This is a genomic window from Bacillus cereus group sp. BfR-BA-01330, assembly GCF_022663885.1.
Taxonomy (GTDB): domain Bacteria; phylum Bacillota; class Bacilli; order Bacillales; family Bacillaceae_G; genus Bacillus_A; species Bacillus_A cereus.
The window spans coordinates 185,027-201,869 of the sequence record NZ_JAKUGK010000001.1; the positions used below are offsets into that span (position 1 = coordinate 185,027).

Sequence of the window (16,843 nt, forward strand, 5' to 3'; positions counted from 1 at the left end):
AATGGAAATCATTTATGAAGAATTTAAGGAGGCATTATCTAAAATAAAAGTGCTAAGAGAAAACGCTAATATAATAGAAGAAACTGTTCAAAGAAGTGTAAGAGAAATCATTAGACATGTAAGGGAAGGGAAAGATGAGGCTTTATCTTTCTATACAAAAAAGTTTGATGGTGTAGAGATGAAAAATTTTCGTGTAAGTGAAGAAGAAATACAGCAAGCGAGTATGTTTGTAGAGAATTCATTTTTAGAAGCTTTAAAAGAGGCGAAGAAAAACGTTGTTTCGTATCACGAAAAGCAAAAGAAGCACTCAATATTCGATTGTGAAAGTAAAGGGATAATTAGAGGGCAACTCATTCGGCCGTTAGAAAATGTAGGTGTATATGTACCGGGTGGGACAGCCTCATATCCTTCTTCAGTATTAATGAATGTATTGCCGGCGAAACTCGCAGGTGTGAAAAAGATTGTAATGGTAACACCGCCGAGGAAAGGAGGAATTGATCCACATATATTAGCTGCTGCAGATCTTGCGGGAGTAGATGAAATTTATACGATAGGTGGCGCACAAGCAATTGCTGCTTTAGCATACGGGACGGAATCGATTCCGAAAGTGGATAAAATAGTTGGACCGGGAAATTTGTACGTCGCTCTAGCGAAACGAGAAGTATACGGAATAGTAAATATCGATATGATTGCTGGTCCATCAGAAATTGTAGTTGTCGCGGATGAAACAGGTAATGCAAAATATATCGCAGCGGATTTATTATCGCAAGCAGAGCATGATGAGAGAGCAACGGCGATTTGTATTACAACGAATATGGAACTAGCTAAAGAAGTAGAAAAAGAGGTAGAAAGACAGTTAGAAACGTTACCAAGAAGTGAAATTGCACGTGAATCAATAAATAGAAATGGAGCCATCTTTATCGTTCCTTCTTTAGAGGAGGCGCTAAAGTTATCAAATGAAATTGCTCCAGAACATTTAGAGTTACATATAAAAGAACCAATGAATGCTCTAGATTATGTGAAACATGCAGGCTCTATTTTCCTTGGGCCATATTCACCTGAACCGCTCGGGGATTATTTAGCGGGACCGAATCATGTATTACCAACGAGCGGAACGGCAAGATTTTTTTCTCCGTTATCAGTCGATGATTTCGTGAAAAAATCAAGTTTTATTTCTTATACGGAGGAAGCATTAAAAAATGTACAGCATCATATTGTAGAGCTTGCAAATAAAGAAGGGTTACATGCACATGCGAGAGCAATCCAAATAAGGTTTGAGGAGGAAAAATAATGCGTCAGTCCAGTCAAGCACGTGAGACGACAGAAACAAAAATTAAATTAAATTTGCAGCTTGATGAAAGTACAAATGTATCTATTCAAACAGGGGTTGGTTTTTTCGATCATATGCTTACTTTATTTGCTAGACATGGAAGATTTGGATTGCAGGTTGAAGCAGAAGGTGATGTATTTGTCGATGCACATCACACCGTTGAAGATGTTGGAATTGTACTCGGAAATTGCTTGAAAGAAGCATTGCAAAACAAAGAGGGAATTAATCGTTACGGTTCTGCGTATGTACCGATGGATGAATCTTTAGGATTTGTCGCAATTGATATAAGTGGACGCTCATATTGTGTATTTCAAGGGGAATTAACAAATCCGAAGCTCGGGGATTTTGATACAGAATTGACGGAAGAATTTTTTAGAGCAGTTGCACATGCTGCCAATATTACATTACATGCGCGCGTTCTATACGGAAGTAATACACATCACAAAATTGAAGCATTATTTAAAGCTTTTGGTAGAGCGCTTAGAGAAGCGGTCGAAAAAAATGCCAACATTACTGGTGTAAATTCAACGAAAGGAATGTTGTAATTGATTGCCATTATAGATTATGGAATGGGGAATATTCGCAGTGTAGAGCAAGCATTAAAATATATTGGCGCAGAGTACATTGTAACGAGTGATAAAAAAGAGATATTGAGAAGCGATGGCGTGATTTTACCGGGAGTAGGTGCATTTCCGAAAGCGATGGACGTATTAGAAGAAAGAGATTTAGTGTGTGTACTAAAAGAGGTTTGTGATATAGGAAAACCACTCCTCGGTATATGTTTGGGCATGCAGCTTTTATTTGAACGAAGTGAGGAACTAAAAGATTGTAGCGGGTTAGGTTTACTACCAGGGGAAATTCGTAAGTTAAAAGTTTCGTATAAAATTCCTCATATGGGATGGAATGAATTAAGGAAGGAAAGAGAATTTCCGCTTTGGAATGGATTAGTGGATGGTTCTTTCGTGTATTATGTTCACTCATATTACGCGGATTGTCCAGATGAAATTGTATGCGGAGTAAGTGATTATGGAATGCAAGTACCAGGGTTTGTCGCGAAAGGAAATGTATTTGGTGCACAGTTTCATCCAGAAAAAAGTGGCGAAATTGGCATGCAAATATTAAAAAATTTTCAAGGGGTGGTAGAAGCATGGAAATCTTCCCAGCTATCGATTTAAAAGAAGGACGATGCGTTAGACTTTATCAAGGAGAGTTTAGTAAAGAAACGGTGATGAATGAAGATCCAGTAGCGCAGGCGATCATATTTGAAAAGCTTGGAGCGGAAATACTACACATTGTTGATTTAGACGGTGCAATTGCTGGCGAGTCTTTAAATTTGCCCGTCATTGAAAAAATCTGCAAGGCGGTACGTATTCCTGTGCAAGTGGGAGGAGGAATTCGTTCACTTGTAACGGTGGAGAAGTTATTGTCAGCAGGTGTAGAAAAAGTGATTTTAGGAACAGCAGCTCTTTATGATAAGTCATTTTTAGAGGAAGCAGTTCGTCTATATAAAGAGAAAATCATTGTTGGAATTGATGCGAAAAATGGTTTCGTAGCAACGAGAGGTTGGCTTGATCTATCTGAAATTTCTTACGTTAGTTTAGCGAAACAAATGGAAAGTTTAGGTGTTCAAACGATTGTGTTTACAGACATTTCGAAAGACGGGACGCTTGCAGGTCCAAATTTTGAACAATTAGCGATACTTCAAAAAAGTGTGGGCATTCGTCTCATCGCCTCTGGAGGAGTGGCATCTATTCAAGATGTGAAAAAGTTAAATGATATGAATATATATGGTGTCATAATTGGAAAGGCGCTTTACGAGAAAACGATTGATTTAGAAGAAGTATTACAGGTAACGAAGTTATGTTAGCGAAACGAATTATTCCATGTCTAGATGTGAAAGAAGGGCGAGTCGTAAAGGGTGTAAATTTTATAGGATTACAAGATGTCGGTGATCCGGTTGAAATAGCTGAAGCATATAACGAGGCAGGGGCAGATGAAATCGTATTTTTAGATATTACGGCGACTCATGAAGGAAGAAAAACGATTATAGATGTTGTAGAAAAAACAGCAGCAAAAGTATTTATTCCTCTTACGGTTGGCGGGGGGATATCAAGTGTGAAAGATATGTACAATTTACTAAGAGCTGGGGCAGACAAAGTTTCAATAAACTCAGCGGCAGTGCGAAACCCGAAGTTAATAGAAGAAGGGGCAGAACACTTTGGATCACAATGTATTGTCGTGGCAATTGATGCTAGAAAAGTAGCAGAAGGTAAATGGAACGTATATGTCAACGGCGGAAGAGTTGACACAGGAATGGATGCCATAGAATGGGCGAAGCGTGTTGTTAAACTTGGGGCAGGTGAAATTTTGTTAACGAGTATGGATGCAGATGGAACGGAAAGCGGATATGACCTTCGTTTAACAGAAGAAATTTCAAAAAGTGTTTCTATTCCAGTCATCGCATCAGGAGGCTGTGGTCATACGGATCATATTATAGAAGTTTTTCAAAAGACAACGGTTGATGCAGCGTTAGCGGCATCCATCTTTCATTATGGTGAGGCGACAGTGCAGAGTGTAAAGCGAAAATTAAGAGATGCAAATATTGAGGTGCGGTTATGAAACCTAATTTTTCAAAAGGATTAATACCGGCAATTGTCATCGAAGAAGGTACGAAAGACGTTTTAATGCTAGCTTATATGAATGAAGAAGCATATAAAAAAACGTTAGAGACGAAAAGAACATGGTTTTATTCTCGTTCGAGGCAGTCGTTATGGAATAAGGGGGAAACATCAGGGAATGTTCAATATGTACAATCTTTATATTTAGATTGTGATCAAGATTCAATTGTTGTGAATGTGAAACAAGTAGGACCTGCTTGTCATACGGGAGAGAAGACATGTTTTCACTATCAAATTATATAGGGGGATACATATGGAAAATGCCTTTAAGTTGCTGTATAAAACAATTGAAGAACGAAAGGGAAGCCCACTTCCTGAATCGTATACAAATTATTTATTTTCAAAAGGAGAAGATAAAATTTTAAAGAAGATTGGTGAAGAGTGTGCTGAAGTAATTATCGCATGTAAAAATAATGATAAAGAAGAAGTAGTGAAAGAAATGGTTGATGTATTTTATCACTGTTTCGTTTTATTAGCTGAAAAAAATATTGCATTGGAAGATGTGATGCGAGAGGTGAAAGAACGAAATGGAAAGCTTTCGAGAGTTGGGGATAGAAGGGAAATAGATACATTATAAGGGGGAATGTATATGAAAGTAGATTATCATCTTCACTTAGAAGAAGGACCGTATTCAATAGGATGGCTTGCTAAAATAAATGAAGCGTTGGAATGTTATGAACCGCTTCAAGAAAGACATTCTATTGATTGGCTTATGAAAACACAAGAGCGTTTGCAAAAGCGTGTGAAGGAAGGGCCATTTACAACAGAATGGATAGATCTATATTTAGAAGAAGCTGTGCGAAAAGGAATAAAAGAAGTGGGAATTGTTGATCATCTATATCGTTTTCATGAAGCAAAAGGATATTATGAAAAATATGTAGATATTAGTGATTCTAAGCTCGGTCGTATACAGAAAGAATGGTTAGATCAAGTAAGGGTAGTTTCACTGTATGATTTTACAAAGGCAATTGAAGAGGCGAAAGAACGATGGGGGAAAAGAGGTGTCACACTTAAACTTGGAATTGAAGCGGATTATTTTATTGGTTGTGAAGGAGAGTTAAAAGAATTATTAGCGCTAGGAGACTTTGATTATGTAATTGGTTCCGTTCATTTTCTAAATGGCTGGGGATTTGATAATCCAGATACGAAAGAATATTTTGAGGTGCATGACCTACGCGCGTTATATGATATGTTTTTTAAAACAGTTGAGAGTGCGATTCGTACCGAGTTATTTGATATTATCGCTCATCTTGATAATATAAAGGTATTTAATTATCGATTGGATGAGAATGAACAGCTTTCTTATTATGAGGAAATTGCCTGTGCATTAGTAGAAACGAATACGGCAACAGAAATAAATGCAGGATTATACTATCGTTATCCTGTTCGTGAAATGTGCCCAAGTCCACTATATTTACAAGTATTAGCTAAGTATGGTGTTCCAATTACGATTTCTTCGGATGCCCATTACCCAAATGATTTAGGGAATTATGTACAAGAAAATATACAAACATTACGAGCTCACGGTGTTACTCAGGTTGCAACATTTACGAAGCGAGCAAGAGTAATGAGGTCGCTTGAAGAAGAAGTAACAAATTCAAAATGAAACGCAATTTTTTGATGAAAACTGTCCTTTTTGTTCAAAATAAGAAAGAATGAAAAGGAGGGTAAGAAATGGCGAAACAACAAAACAAACAAAATGTACAAGGTGCACAGCAACAAGCTTATACTTCTGAAACGAATGCTGCATCTCAATCGGTTATTGAGGAGCAAATTAGCGATACGGTTGCAGAAGGAACTATTGATGTGAAGCTTGGAAAAGAATCGCAGGAAAAAGCGTAAGAAGAGGGGAGAGTTGCATCTCCTCTTTTTTCATGGAAAAGTGTCGATTTTCAAAACTATAATCAAATTCCTTGGTTTTTATATGTGGATTTCTTACAATGAAATATAAGAGATGTCTTATTTTCTATAGAAGAGGTGTTAGTAGTGGCAAAAATATTAGTAGCGGGAAAAATTCCGGAAATTGGATTAGAACTATTAAAAGATCATAATGTAGAAATGTACAATAAAGAGGAGTTAATTTCTATAGATGAATTAACAGAGCGTGTAAAAGATAAAGATGCATTGTTAAGTTTACTTTCGACAAAGGTGCCAAAAGAAGTTATTGATGCAGCGCCTCATTTAAAGATTGTTGCAAACTATGGTGCTGGTTACGACAATATTGATTACACGTATGCGGGCGAAAAAGGAATTGCAGTTACGAATACACCGAAAGTATCAACGGAAGCGACTGCAGAATTAACATTTGCACTTCTTTTAGCAGCGGCGCGTAGAATTCCTGAAGGGGATACGTTATGTCGTACGACTGGATTTAACGGATGGGCACCGTTATTTTTCTTAGGACGAGAAGTCCATGGTAAGACAATCGGAATTATAGGTCTTGGAGAAATCGGGAAGGCTGTTGCAAAACGTGCGAAAGCATTTGGAATGGATGTTTTATATACAGGGCCAAATCGTAAGCTTGAAGCTGAAAGTGAACTGGGAGCAACGTATGTGACGTTGGAAGAATTATTACAAACAGCAGACTTTATTACAATTAACTGTGCTTATAATCCGAAATTACATCATATGATTGATGAAGAGCAGTTTAAAATGATGAAGAAAACAGCGTATATTGTAAATGCTTCACGTGGACCAATTATGAATGAAGCAGCACTTGCTCATGCATTAAAAACGAATGAAATTGAAGGAGCAGCTCTTGACGTGTTTGAATTTGAACCGAAAATTACAGAAGAGCTAAAAGAATTAAAGAATGTAGTACTTGCTCCACACGTAGGGAATGCAACATTTGAAACTCGTGATGCGATGGCTGAAATGGCTGTCAGAAATATTTTAGCTGTATTAAACGGCGAAGAGCCAGTAACACCTGTAAATCAAAAGGTATTAGTTACAAAATAAAAAGAAACCTTCCGGACTCGGAAGGTTTTCTTATTTTTCTTTATTGGCTTTTTTAGACGGTCTTTGTCTAATGAATTGAGATAACATGTACAAAATATATAGTGGAATGGCAATGAATAAGAAAACAGAAAAATTTCCAAATCCTGTTTGATACATTGTAATAATGATTCCAACTAAAAATAGTGTAATAATGATGCTATATCGTGGAATTGGTACATCTTTTAAACTCGGGATACGAATGCGGCTCACCATTAAAAATGCGAACGTTACAAATACGGTAATAAGAACGATTTTTGGAATGGTATGTGAAAATAATGTTAAGAAAGCAACAAGCCCTCCCGCTGCTGTAATCGGTACTCCAGTGAAATATTTCATTGAAGTAGAAGATGGTGTTACATTAAATCGTGCTAAACGATATGCTCCGAAAAGAGGGAATAATCCCGCTATGTATAATCCGATGATTCCGTAGTTTGAGAAAGATGTGTAATACATTAAAACAGCTGGTGCTGCACCAAATGTTACGACATCTGCAAGCGAGTCGAGCTCTTTTCCCATTTGTGAATCAACACGTAATAAACGAGCAACACGACCATCAAGACTATCTAACATCATCCCGATAAGTACTAAAATAGCAGCTGATTTATAATATCCTAAAGATGCATAGCCGATTGATAAAAATCCGCTATATAAATTTCCGAGCGTAAATAAGTTTGGAATAGCTGCTCTATACAAAATCTGATCCCTTGCTTTCTGTAATAAATTCTTAATTAGTGTATGAAAGTTTACTTATTTTATCATACCATAAATTTATTCCTCATACGAAAGAAATTACCAATTTGTGAAAGATTTCATAGAAGGATGGTTCGAAAATTAAGTGAAAATAAAAAGAGGAAGCAACTTGTATAAAGTTGCTTCCTTTACTATTCAAATTTCGTTGTCATCGTTCCGGTTTTATATCGATTATTAGGATCGAAGCGTAATAAATCTCCATAAATTAATTTATCGGAGAGTTTTAATTCTGTTTTTGCTTTTTCAATATACGGCTGACATAACGTCATGTCAGCTTCTTCACCCGTACTTCTTTTGTAGCACATATTTTTTGTATAAACATACTCTTCAGAAACAAAGCTACCATCACGCATTACCATAAGCGGGTCTTTCTCTTTAATAAATAAGTCAGTTCCAAATTCAACGGATTTATTTGTTTTAATACCAAGTAAATGAAGGAGCGTTGGCTTAATATCAATTTGACCGGATACTTTAGAAACAACTTTTCCTTCTTGGCCAGGCACATGAATAATAAGAGGGACTCGTTGTAATTGCATAGAATCGAATGGTGTAATAGTATCTTTTCCTAGGAACTGTGCCATAGCTGCGTTATGATTTTCGGAAATACCGTAATGATCACCATAAATGACAATAACGGAATTATCATATAATCCTTGTTCTTTTAATTGTTGAATAAATAATTTAAGAGCTTCATCTGTGTAACGAACAGTTGGGAAGTAGCGGTTTACAACACCACTTTCCGAGTTGAATTCATCAACATATTGATCTTCCGGATTTAGAAGAAACGGAAAATGATTTGTTAATGTAATAAATTTTGTATAGAACGGTTGCGGTAAAGATTTTAACTTTGGAATAGATTGTTCAAAGAACTCTTTATCTTTTAATCCCCAACCGACAGACATTTGCTCCGTTCCTGCGTAATCATTTAAATTAAAATAACGATCATATCCAAGCGCAGGATACATTACATCCCGATTCCAAAACGTTTTATCGTTTGAATGGAAGACGGCAGAAGAATATCCGTATTTCTTTAATTGTTCTGGTGTCGCTGTGTATTCATTTGTTGCATGAGTAAAGAATACAGAACCACGATCTAGCGGATAAAGTGAGTTTTCAACGATAAATTCAGCATCAGAAGTTTTGCCTTGTCCAGTTTGATGATAGAAGTTATCGAAATAGAAACTATCCTTAATAAATTCATTTAAAAATGGTGTAATTTCTTTTCCATTTATTTTTTTATTAATAACAAAGTTTTGTGTAGATTCCATTGAAATTAAAATTACATTTTTACCTTTTGCAGCTCCAAATAAGTTTTTATCAACTTGTTTGTCTTTTGAGTCTGTATAGTTTTTAATTTCAGAAAACCCATCCCCACTTGCAAATACACGCTCAGCTGAAGACTTGGATTGAAGCGTAATATCAAATAGATGGTATGTGTATAAACCTAAATTCTTCACGACAGTTTGACGGTCAAATGAGCGCGAGAACATTTGTGGTTTATAAATAACTGATACAACAATTTGTAGTGCTAATAAAGCTGTTACACCGCTAAAGAAAGTTCGCTTCTCTGAGCGGGAAAGTGGTGTTTTGTCGCCAAATGATGGGAATTTACGTGAAATAAACATTAAAATAATTGCATCTGCAAATAAAAGTAATGTTTTGTACGTAAAGAGTTCTTTTATACTTGTCCCTAAATCAGCCATATTGTTTGTTTGGAATAAAACCGGGAAAGTAACGAAATCGTTATAGAACCCATAAAACATTGCGTTTCCAAATAAAATAAATGACAGTATAAAACTGATTCCAATTATAATTCGGTTTCGGTGCTTAGATGCAAGTAAAGCTAAGCCGAAAAATAAAAGTAACGCAGCTAGTGGATTGATAAAAAGCATGAATTCTTCAAAGAAATTATCAATTTTAATATCAAATGCTAGCTTGTACACAATATATGTTTTAATCCATAGTAAAACGACTGCAACGAGTGCAAATCGCAGTTTTGGAAACAGATGTTGTAGCATAATATACTCCTCTCCTAAAAAGCATGACAGTTCTTGTGAGTCAGTTTGCTTAACGACTCATTTTATATATACGAACAGTCCTTTGTTATTATGATTATTATACTATGAGTATCATTATACGAAAATAAAAGAAGGTTGTGGGCTTTTTTATAATAATCGAGTAGAAAAAGAGTGGTGGGAGACAATAAAACAGAATTTCTATGTATGATAATTATCGTACGCAGAAAGAATCGCGTGATAATACGGAGGTTATAATGCGAAAATTATTATATTTTATAGCATGCAGTAGTGTTATACTTTTTACTTCACCGAGTGTGTCGGTAGCCCAATATGATGCACCTCTTATGGAAGATGCACTTTATTCTGTTTTATTTCCAAAAATAAATAAAGCAATTGAAAAACAATATGGAAGTTTGAAACCTTATCAATGTCCTAAAATTATTAGTTTAAAAAAAGTGTATAGCGGTACATATTTATTTCAAGCAAGTATTGAAGTGACAAAGTATGAACGTGTTGCTGGGAAAATTGCTCCACCATTTGAGAAGGTAACGATTACATTTAATAACGAAGAAGGCGAATGGGAAGTGACAAAGATTTCAGTAAAGCGCTTACCAAATGATACGAAACTAAACTGTAAAAAAACAATATAAAAAATTGTTTGACAAATAAAATGGTCCTTTGGTATTGTTAATAGCAACAATTAGATGTTTGAAAATTAAATAGACTTACCTCATCTACTCTCAAAGGTAGAGGCCGCGATAGGAAAGAGTAAGCTATGGGAGATTTAATGGAATCTGTGATCATAGGTTGAAAGGGACTATTGCCGAAATATAAGAATAACCATCTTATTCATATATTGGGACTGCATTGAATAAATGTAGTACTGTCATAAGATTTATTTTATGGAGAGCTATTTGGAGATGTTGATGCGGTTTCTTATTTTGAGGAGATAACAACTCGTTTATTTTTTCAATATATATTTTTCCTAATAAGAAACGCGTGTGAACATTGTTCCGCGCGTTTTTTGTCTATCTAAAAGCGTGCTGCAATGAATAGAAGATTGGGGTTATGAGTTTTAGAGGAAATAAGGGAGGAATTTAAATGTATTTACACGGCACAAGCCGAATTAATGGGCAAGGACACTTAGAAATTGGAGGGTGCGATACGACGCAGCTAGCAAAGCAATACGGAACACCACTTTATGTATACGATGAAGAGTCTATTCGAGGAAAATGCCGAGCATTTCATCGTGCTTTTAAAGAAAGTGGTTTCTCTTATCAAGTAGCATATGCAAGCAAGGCGTTCTTGTGCATGGAGATGTGCCGAGTAGCTCGTGAAGAGAATATGTCATTAGACGTTGTTTCTGGGGGAGAATTATATACTGCGCTCCAAGCAGGATTTCCGGCATCACGTATTCATTTTCATGGAAATAATAAAACAGAAGAAGAAATAGTGATGGCTCTTCAGGCGAATATCGGTTGTTTTGTCGTAGATAATTTCTTTGAATTAGAAGTTTTACACGATTTAGCGATGCAACATGGGAAATTTGTGAACATATTAATTCGTGTAACGCCTGGAGTAGAGGCGCACACACATGAATATATTACAACAGGTCAAGATGATTCGAAATTTGGATTTGGTGTTTCAAACGGTCAAGCAATGCAGGCAATTGGATTTGCTTTACAAAAATCCAATTATAATGTGCTAGGGATCCATTCACATATTGGGTCGCAAATATTTGAAACAGCTGGTTTTGTTCGAGCAATTGAAGTTCTTCGCCAATTTTTAGAAGAAGTGAGAGAGCAGACAAACTATGTAGTAAAAGTGTTAAATGTAGGCGGGGGATTTGGAATACGTTACACAGAGTCAGATACACCATTAACTCTTGAGACATATGTGCGAGCTGTAACAAGTGCAGTGAGAGAACAATTTACTGTATGTGAATATCCATTGCCAGAAATATGGATTGAGCCAGGCCGTAGCATTGTAGGTGATGCTGGGACAACAATTTATACAGTTGGATCTGTGAAAGATATTCCTGGTATTCGGAAATATGTATCAGTCGATGGTGGAATGACAGATAATTTAAGACCTGCTTTATATAATGCGCGTTATGAAGCGATGTTAGCGAATCGAGCGAATGATGAGAATGAGGAACTCGTTTCGATTGCCGGGAAATGCTGTGAGAGTGGAGACATGTTGATTTGGGATATTCATTTACCGAAAGTCGCTGCTTCTGATTTACTAGCAGTTTCCTGTACAGGAGCATACGGGTACTCGATGGCGAATAATTACAATCGGATTCGAAGACCAGCCGTTGTTTTTGCAAAAGGCGGAACATCGCAAGTAGTTGTGGAACGCGAAACATATGAAAATATTATTGGGAACGATCGCATACGTATTAAAGAGCTTGTCTAAATAGGAAAAGGAGTTGTTCGAATGGGCAATTCCTTTTTTATAAAATAAAATAATTAAAATATATCGGAAAACTAGGATTGAAAAAAATCAGAATTGTGATAAAATACAAATACAAAGCTTATCAAGAGAAGTGGAGGGAACTGGCCCGAAGAAGCTCGGCAACCTGCTTATAGAAAGCAAGGTGCTAAATCCAGCAAAATGGGATCCATTTTGAAAGATAAGGTAAAATATATTACCGAACAGTCTTTTCGAAATGGGAAAGATTTTTTTTATGAATAAAAAGGGGGGGCTGTTCGCGTGAGTGTACGGGAACATTTTGATGAAGTATCCGAGAAGATTGAAGCGATGCTTGCTGATATGAAATATGGTTCAATTACAATTGTTGTGCAAGATGGAAAAGTAATTCAGTTAGAGAAAAGTGAAAAAGTACGTTTAAAGTGAAAAGCGCTGACTAGAAAAACTAGAGGCGGTTTTAACCTATTTTCATTAGGTTAAAACCGTCTTTTTGCTTTTACAGGGGGAAAAAACATGTTGACGTATGAAACGTGGGAAGAAAATGTTGTTTCGTTTTCGGAAGAAGATGAAACAAAAGGTGCGTTATCAGTATTAAATTGGGCTTATAAAGAATATAAAGATGAGGTTGTCTACGCATGTAGCTTTGGGGTGGAAGGTATGGTATTGCTGCACATTATAAACCAAGTAAATCCATCTGCTAAAGTTGTATTTTTGGATACAAATGTTCATTTTCAAGAAACGTATGAATTAATTCGAAAAGTGCGGGAACGATTTCCTTCATTGAATATTATAGAAAAACAGCCAGAACTTACACTTGATGAACAGGCGAAGTTGCATGGTGAAAAACTGTGGGAGAGCAATCCGAATCTTTGTTGTAAGATTAGAAAAATTTTACCTTTAGAAAAATCATTAGTCGTGGAAAAAGCATGGATATCGGGCTTAAGAAGGGAACAATCAGAAACACGTAAGCATACAAAGTTTATAAATCAAGATCATCGTTTTCAATCTATTAAAGTTTGTCCACTCATTCATTGGACGTGGAAAGAAGTTTGGCGATATGTATACAAACATAGCTTGCCGTATAACCCGTTGCATGATGTTGGCTATCCAAGTATTGGGTGTGAGAAATGTACGTTACCTGTAGGGGATGGTGGCGATTCAAGAGATGGTAGATGGGCTGGAAAAGTGAAAACTGAATGTGGTCTTCATTACCAATAAGATGAATCTTGAAATAAAGCTAAGAGAGGATATAGAAAAATGAGCATAGTAAACGAATTAGTAAACCGTATAGATGAGACATATGACGTATCACAAATTGAAAAAGAAATTAAATTAGACAATATTGCGTTAAGTGATTTAGAACTATTGGCGACAGGTGGATATAGCCCCCTTACTGGTTTTTTAGGGAAGGAAGATTATGATTCTGTTGTAGAAACGCTTCGTTTAGCAAATGGTAGTGTGTGGAGTATACCGATTACATTACCGGTAACAGAAAAAGTCGCAGAAAGCCTGAAGGCTGGAGAGGAAGTAAAGCTTGTCAACAATGGAAATATATACGGTGTCATTCAAATAGAAGATATTTTTGTACCAGATAAAGAAAAAGAAGCGTTACTTGTATATAAAACAACGGATGAGGCTCATCCAGGAGTGAAAAAATTATATGAACGACCAAACGTTTACGTTGGAGGAACTATTATTCTAACAAAACGCTTTGAAAATAATCAATTTCCTTCTTATCATTTAGACCCAATTGAAACGAGGGAAGCATTTAAAAAACGTGGGTGGAAAACAGTGGTCGGATTTCAAACGAGAAACCCGGTACATCGTGCCCATGAGTATATTCAAAAATCTGCTCTTGAAATTGTAGATGGTCTCTTTTTAAATCCGCTCGTTGGAGAAACGAAATCGGATGATATTCCTGCTGATGTAAGAATGGAAAGCTATGAAGTACTTCTTCAAAACTATTATCCGAAAAATCGTGTCTTTTTAAGTGTATTTCCTGCTGCCATGCGTTACGCAGGACCAAGGGAAGCGATATTTCATGCGTTAGTAAGAAAGAATTTTGGATGTACCCACTTTATAGTAGGGCGTGATCATGCTGGAGTAGGAGATTATTACGGAACGTATGAAGCGCAAGAAATCTTCACAAATTTTACGATAGAAGAGTTAGGAATTACACCACTATTCTTTGAGCATAGTTTTTACTGCACGAAATGTGAAGCGATGGCTTCAACGAAAACATGTCCGCACGGAAAAGAAGATCATGTTATTTTATCGGGTACGAAAGTAAGAGAATTATTAAGAAACGGTGAGATTCCGCCAAGTACATTTAGTCGTAAAGAAGTAGTGGAAGTGCTAATTAAAGGCTTGAAAAAAGAAGTAGTAACAGAATAGGGAGAGAACGAGATGGATACGAATATTACTTGGCATACAGCTTCGGTTTCAAAAGATGAGAGAAGAGTGAAGAATGGACATCATAGTTTTGTAATTTGGTTTACTGGTTTATCAGCTTCGGGTAAATCTACAGTAGCGAATGCGGTCGCTCGTAAACTGTTTGAAAAGAATATTGGAAATTATGTGCTGGATGGGGATAACATTCGCCACGGTTTAAATAAAGACTTAGGATTTTCTGAAAGTGATCGCATGGAAAATATAAGACGTATTGGCGAAGTGGCAAAGTTATTTGTAGACCAAGGAGCAGTTGTCCTTACAGCATTTATTTCACCATTTCGAGTAGACCGCAAACAAGTAAGAGATTTATTAGCGGCAGATGAATTTATTGAAATTTTTGTGAAGTGTCCGATTGAAGAGTGTGAGAAACGTGATCCGAAAGGACTTTATAAAAAGGCAAGAAAAGGTGATATTAAGGATTTCACAGGTATTGATTCGCCTTATGAAGAGCCAGAGCAAGCGGAATTAATTGTAGAAACGCACAAATATTCTATTGAAGAATGTGCAGAACAAATCGTGAAGTACTTACAAGAGCGTAGTTTTATATAGGGGGATAAACAATGAGTTATGAAAAAGTATGGGCTAACAATGAAAAATTAAATCAGACCGAGAAAAATAAATTAGAAAAAGATGGCTTAGAAATTTTTAATGATATTCCTTACTATGCGGAAAATGGTTTCGAATCTATTCCGAAAGAAGAGTGGGATGCCTTTAAATGGGCAGGCTTGTATTTACAAAGACCGAAAGAAGCTGGTTATTTTATGATGCGGGTAAATATTCCGTCAGGGATTATTACAAATGCACAGGCAGAAGTACTTGCTTCTATCGCTGAAGATTATGGACGTAATGTAATAGATATTACGACGAGACAGGCGATTCAGTTTCACTGGTTAGAAATTCAGCAAATTCCAGATATTTTTAAAAGATTAGCAAGAGTTGGGTTATCTTCAGCGGGGGCTTGTGGTGATATAACGCGGAATATTACAGGTAATCCGCTTGCTGGCATTGATGCAAATGAACTATTCGATACAACGCATATTGTAAAAGAAGTATATGATTACTTCCAACATAATGAAGAGTTTTCTAACTTGCCACGTAAATTTAAAATGTCTATTAGTTCTAATATTTATAATTCAGCAAACGCAGAAATTAACTGTGTTGCATTTACGCCTGCAACGAAAGAAATAGATGGTGAGAAAAAAGTTGGTTTTCATATAAAAGTAGGTGGAGGATTATCAGCTCGACCGTATTTAGCTGATGAATTAGATGTATTCGTTTTACCAGAAGAAGTGAAGGCGGTGGCGATTGCGATTGCTACTATATTCCGTGATTTTGGATATCGTGAAAAACGTCATTTAGCTCGGTTGAAATTTCTTGTTGCGGACTGGGGAGCAGAGAAATTTAAAGAGAAACTAATAGAGTATACAGGGCCTTTACAAAGTAAAGGGGAAAGTGCACTCAAAGGATGGAATGCAGGCTATTTTTATGGTGTTCAAGACCAAAAACAAAAGGGATTAAAATATGTAGGTTTTAATGTACCGGTAGGTCGTTTACATGCAGAAGAAATGTTTGAGATTGCAAGAATCGCAAAGCAATATGGAAATGGACAAATTCGTACATGTAACTCGCAAAACTTCATTATTCCGAACGTCCCTCCAGAAAATGTAAAAGGATTACTTAGTGAACCGCTGTTTGAAGCGATATCTGCTAGCCCGAAATCATTTATTGGTCATGCGGTTTCATGTACCGGTATTGAATATTGTAATCTTGCACTAGTAGAAACGAAAGAAAGATTACGAAAAATTGCAGAATACTTAGATACACAAATTGCACTCGATGTTCCAGTTCGAATTCATATGGTAGGCTGCCCGAATTCATGTGGTCAACGTCAAATTGCTGACATTGGGCTACAAGGGGTGAAAATGAAAACGAAGGAAAAAGGTATTGTTGAAGCGTTTGAAATATACGTAGGTGGAACATTGTTAGATGGCGGTGCCTACAATCAAAAGTTAAAAGGAAAAATAGATGGCGAGGATCTACCTGATGTACTCGCATCATTTATAAGTTATTTCAAAGAGAATAAATTACCAGCCGAAACATTTTATGATTTTGTAGGTCGTGTTGGTGTAGATACATTACAAATAGCGTTAAATAACGTGCTAGAAGAAGTAATAGCGTCTTAGGAG

The 16,843-nt window shown here is 36.3% G+C and carries 19 protein-coding genes and 2 riboswitches; of the genes, 17 read left to right on the plus strand and 2 right to left on the minus strand.

The window, feature by feature from the left end; translation table 11 throughout:
* Nucleotide 1: 1 nt before the first annotated feature.
* From hisD to MR112_RS01060, 10 genes are all read left to right on the plus strand, one after another.
* A complete protein-coding gene (hisD, locus tag MR112_RS01015; protein WP_000402933.1) occupies nt 2–1,291 on the plus strand; it encodes a histidinol dehydrogenase in 1,290 nt (429 codons plus the stop codon).
* On the plus strand, nt 1,291–1,875 hold the full coding sequence (hisB, locus tag MR112_RS01020; RefSeq protein WP_001249949.1) for an imidazoleglycerol-phosphate dehydratase HisB: 585 nt from the start codon (nt 1,291–1,293) through the stop codon (nt 1,873–1,875). Before hisD ends, hisB begins: the two co-directional genes overlap by 1 nt.
* Nucleotides 1,876–2,505, plus strand: a complete 630-nt coding sequence (gene hisH, locus MR112_RS01025; protein WP_000560360.1) for an imidazole glycerol phosphate synthase subunit HisH — start codon at nt 1,876–1,878, stop codon at nt 2,503–2,505.
* A complete protein-coding gene (gene hisA, locus MR112_RS01030; protein ID WP_000402298.1) occupies nt 2,478–3,197 on the plus strand; it encodes a 1-(5-phosphoribosyl)-5-[(5-phosphoribosylamino)methylideneamino]imidazole-4-carboxamide isomerase in 720 nt (239 codons plus the stop codon). Before hisH ends, hisA begins: the two co-directional genes overlap by 28 nt.
* Complete coding sequence (gene hisF, locus MR112_RS01035; RefSeq protein WP_242244726.1) at nt 3,191–3,949, plus strand: imidazoleglycerol phosphate synthase cyclase subunit; 759 nt, start codon at nt 3,191–3,193, stop codon at nt 3,947–3,949. Before hisA ends, hisF begins: the two co-directional genes overlap by 7 nt.
* On the plus strand, nt 3,946–4,251 hold the full coding sequence (hisI, locus tag MR112_RS01040; protein WP_000803956.1) for a phosphoribosyl-AMP cyclohydrolase: 306 nt from the start codon (nt 3,946–3,948) through the stop codon (nt 4,249–4,251). Before hisF ends, hisI begins: the two co-directional genes overlap by 4 nt.
* Nucleotides 4,252–4,261: 10 nt before the next feature.
* On the plus strand, nt 4,262–4,585 hold the full coding sequence (gene hisE, locus MR112_RS01045) for a phosphoribosyl-ATP diphosphatase (RefSeq protein ID WP_000426358.1): 324 nt from the start codon (nt 4,262–4,264) through the stop codon (nt 4,583–4,585).
* Between the two features lie 12 nt (nt 4,586–4,597).
* Nucleotides 4,598–5,614 carry a histidinol phosphate phosphatase domain-containing protein gene (locus MR112_RS01050; RefSeq protein WP_000861836.1) on the plus strand — a complete coding sequence of 339 codons (1,017 nt, stop codon included), beginning with the start codon at nt 4,598–4,600 and terminating at the stop codon, nt 5,612–5,614.
* Between the two features lie 68 nt (nt 5,615–5,682).
* Nucleotides 5,683–5,850, plus strand: coding sequence for a YozQ family protein (locus tag MR112_RS01055; RefSeq protein WP_001118878.1), 168 nt, complete (start codon nt 5,683–5,685; stop codon nt 5,848–5,850).
* A 144-nt stretch (nt 5,851–5,994) separates the two neighbouring features.
* Nucleotides 5,995–6,966 (plus strand): NAD(P)-dependent oxidoreductase, encoded by a 972-nt coding sequence (locus MR112_RS01060; protein ID WP_001062858.1) that lies wholly within the window; start codon nt 5,995–5,997, stop codon nt 6,964–6,966.
* A 30-nt stretch (nt 6,967–6,996) separates the two neighbouring features.
* Here the strand turns inward: MR112_RS01060 and pssA are convergent, their stop codons facing one another.
* Nucleotides 6,997–7,698, minus strand: a complete 702-nt coding sequence (gene pssA / locus MR112_RS01065; RefSeq protein WP_000285417.1) for a CDP-diacylglycerol--serine O-phosphatidyltransferase — start codon at nt 7,696–7,698, stop codon at nt 6,997–6,999.
* Nucleotides 7,699–7,886: 188 nt separating this feature from the next.
* Nucleotides 7,887–9,773: an LTA synthase family protein gene (locus tag MR112_RS01070; protein ID WP_242244727.1), complete on the minus strand. Its 1,887-nt coding sequence runs from the start codon at nt 9,771–9,773 to the stop codon at nt 7,887–7,889.
* Nucleotides 9,774–10,027: 254 nt separating this feature from the next.
* Here MR112_RS01070 and MR112_RS01075 point away from each other — a divergent pair, with 254 nt between their 5' ends.
* From MR112_RS01075 to MR112_RS01105, 7 genes are all read left to right on the plus strand, one after another.
* Entirely contained in the window at nt 10,028–10,423 is a 396-nt protein-coding gene (locus MR112_RS01075) for a DUF3888 domain-containing protein (RefSeq protein WP_001228823.1), read from the plus strand.
* Between the two features lie 89 nt (nt 10,424–10,512).
* Nucleotides 10,513–10,694: riboswitch (Lysine riboswitch) on the plus strand.
* A 180-nt stretch (nt 10,695–10,874) separates the two neighbouring features.
* A complete protein-coding gene (gene lysA / locus MR112_RS01080) occupies nt 10,875–12,191 on the plus strand; it encodes a diaminopimelate decarboxylase (protein ID WP_000280642.1) in 1,317 nt (438 codons plus the stop codon).
* Between the two features lie 115 nt (nt 12,192–12,306).
* Nucleotides 12,307–12,415, plus strand: a riboswitch (SAM riboswitch).
* 73 nt (nt 12,416–12,488) lie between these two features.
* Nucleotides 12,489–12,632 carry a YezD family protein gene (locus MR112_RS01085; protein ID WP_000116158.1) on the plus strand — a complete coding sequence of 48 codons (144 nt, stop codon included), beginning with the start codon at nt 12,489–12,491 and terminating at the stop codon, nt 12,630–12,632.
* A gap of 87 nt (nt 12,633–12,719) precedes the next feature.
* Complete coding sequence (locus tag MR112_RS01090; RefSeq protein WP_000959022.1) at nt 12,720–13,424, plus strand: phosphoadenylyl-sulfate reductase; 705 nt, start codon at nt 12,720–12,722, stop codon at nt 13,422–13,424.
* 39 nt (nt 13,425–13,463) lie between these two features.
* On the plus strand, nt 13,464–14,600 hold the full coding sequence (sat, locus tag MR112_RS01095; protein ID WP_000029491.1) for a sulfate adenylyltransferase: 1,137 nt from the start codon (nt 13,464–13,466) through the stop codon (nt 14,598–14,600).
* 12 nt (nt 14,601–14,612) lie between these two features.
* The gene (gene cysC, locus MR112_RS01100) at nt 14,613–15,206 is read left to right on the plus strand and encodes an adenylyl-sulfate kinase (RefSeq protein ID WP_000380499.1); all 594 of its coding nucleotides are present in this window, start codon (nt 14,613–14,615) and stop codon (nt 15,204–15,206) included.
* Nucleotides 15,207–15,217: 11 nt separating this feature from the next.
* A complete protein-coding gene (locus MR112_RS01105) occupies nt 15,218–16,840 on the plus strand; it encodes a nitrite/sulfite reductase (RefSeq protein ID WP_000119621.1) in 1,623 nt (540 codons plus the stop codon).
* Nucleotides 16,841–16,843: the final 3 nt, after the last annotated feature.

Bases quoted from the DNA above. Each gene is read 5' to 3' on its own strand.
- hisD (WP_000402933.1), top strand. From the start codon at position 2: ATGGAAATCATTTATGAAGAATTTAAGGAGGCATTATCTAAAATAAAA.
- hisB (WP_001249949.1), top strand. From the start codon at position 1,291: ATGCGTCAGTCCAGTCAAGCACGTGAGACGACAGAAACAAAAATTAAA.
- hisA (WP_000402298.1), top strand. From the start codon at position 2,478: ATGGAAATCTTCCCAGCTATCGATTTAAAAGAAGGACGATGCGTTAGA.
- hisF (WP_242244726.1), top strand. From the start codon at position 3,191: ATGTTAGCGAAACGAATTATTCCATGTCTAGATGTGAAAGAAGGGCGA.
- hisI (WP_000803956.1), top strand. From the start codon at position 3,946: ATGAAACCTAATTTTTCAAAAGGATTAATACCGGCAATTGTCATCGAA.
- hisE (WP_000426358.1), top strand. From the start codon at position 4,262: ATGGAAAATGCCTTTAAGTTGCTGTATAAAACAATTGAAGAACGAAAG.
- MR112_RS01050 (WP_000861836.1), top strand. From the start codon at position 4,598: ATGAAAGTAGATTATCATCTTCACTTAGAAGAAGGACCGTATTCAATA.
- MR112_RS01055 (WP_001118878.1), top strand. From the start codon at position 5,683: ATGGCGAAACAACAAAACAAACAAAATGTACAAGGTGCACAGCAACAA.
- MR112_RS01070 (WP_242244727.1), bottom strand. From the start codon at position 9,773: ATGCTACAACATCTGTTTCCAAAACTGCGATTTGCACTCGTTGCAGTC.
- MR112_RS01075 (WP_001228823.1), top strand. From the start codon at position 10,028: ATGCGAAAATTATTATATTTTATAGCATGCAGTAGTGTTATACTTTTT.
- lysA (WP_000280642.1), top strand. From the start codon at position 10,875: ATGTATTTACACGGCACAAGCCGAATTAATGGGCAAGGACACTTAGAA.
- MR112_RS01090 (WP_000959022.1), top strand. From the start codon at position 12,720: ATGTTGACGTATGAAACGTGGGAAGAAAATGTTGTTTCGTTTTCGGAA.
- sat (WP_000029491.1), top strand. From the start codon at position 13,464: ATGAGCATAGTAAACGAATTAGTAAACCGTATAGATGAGACATATGAC.
- cysC (WP_000380499.1), top strand. From the start codon at position 14,613: ATGGATACGAATATTACTTGGCATACAGCTTCGGTTTCAAAAGATGAG.
- MR112_RS01105 (WP_000119621.1), top strand. From the start codon at position 15,218: ATGAGTTATGAAAAAGTATGGGCTAACAATGAAAAATTAAATCAGACC.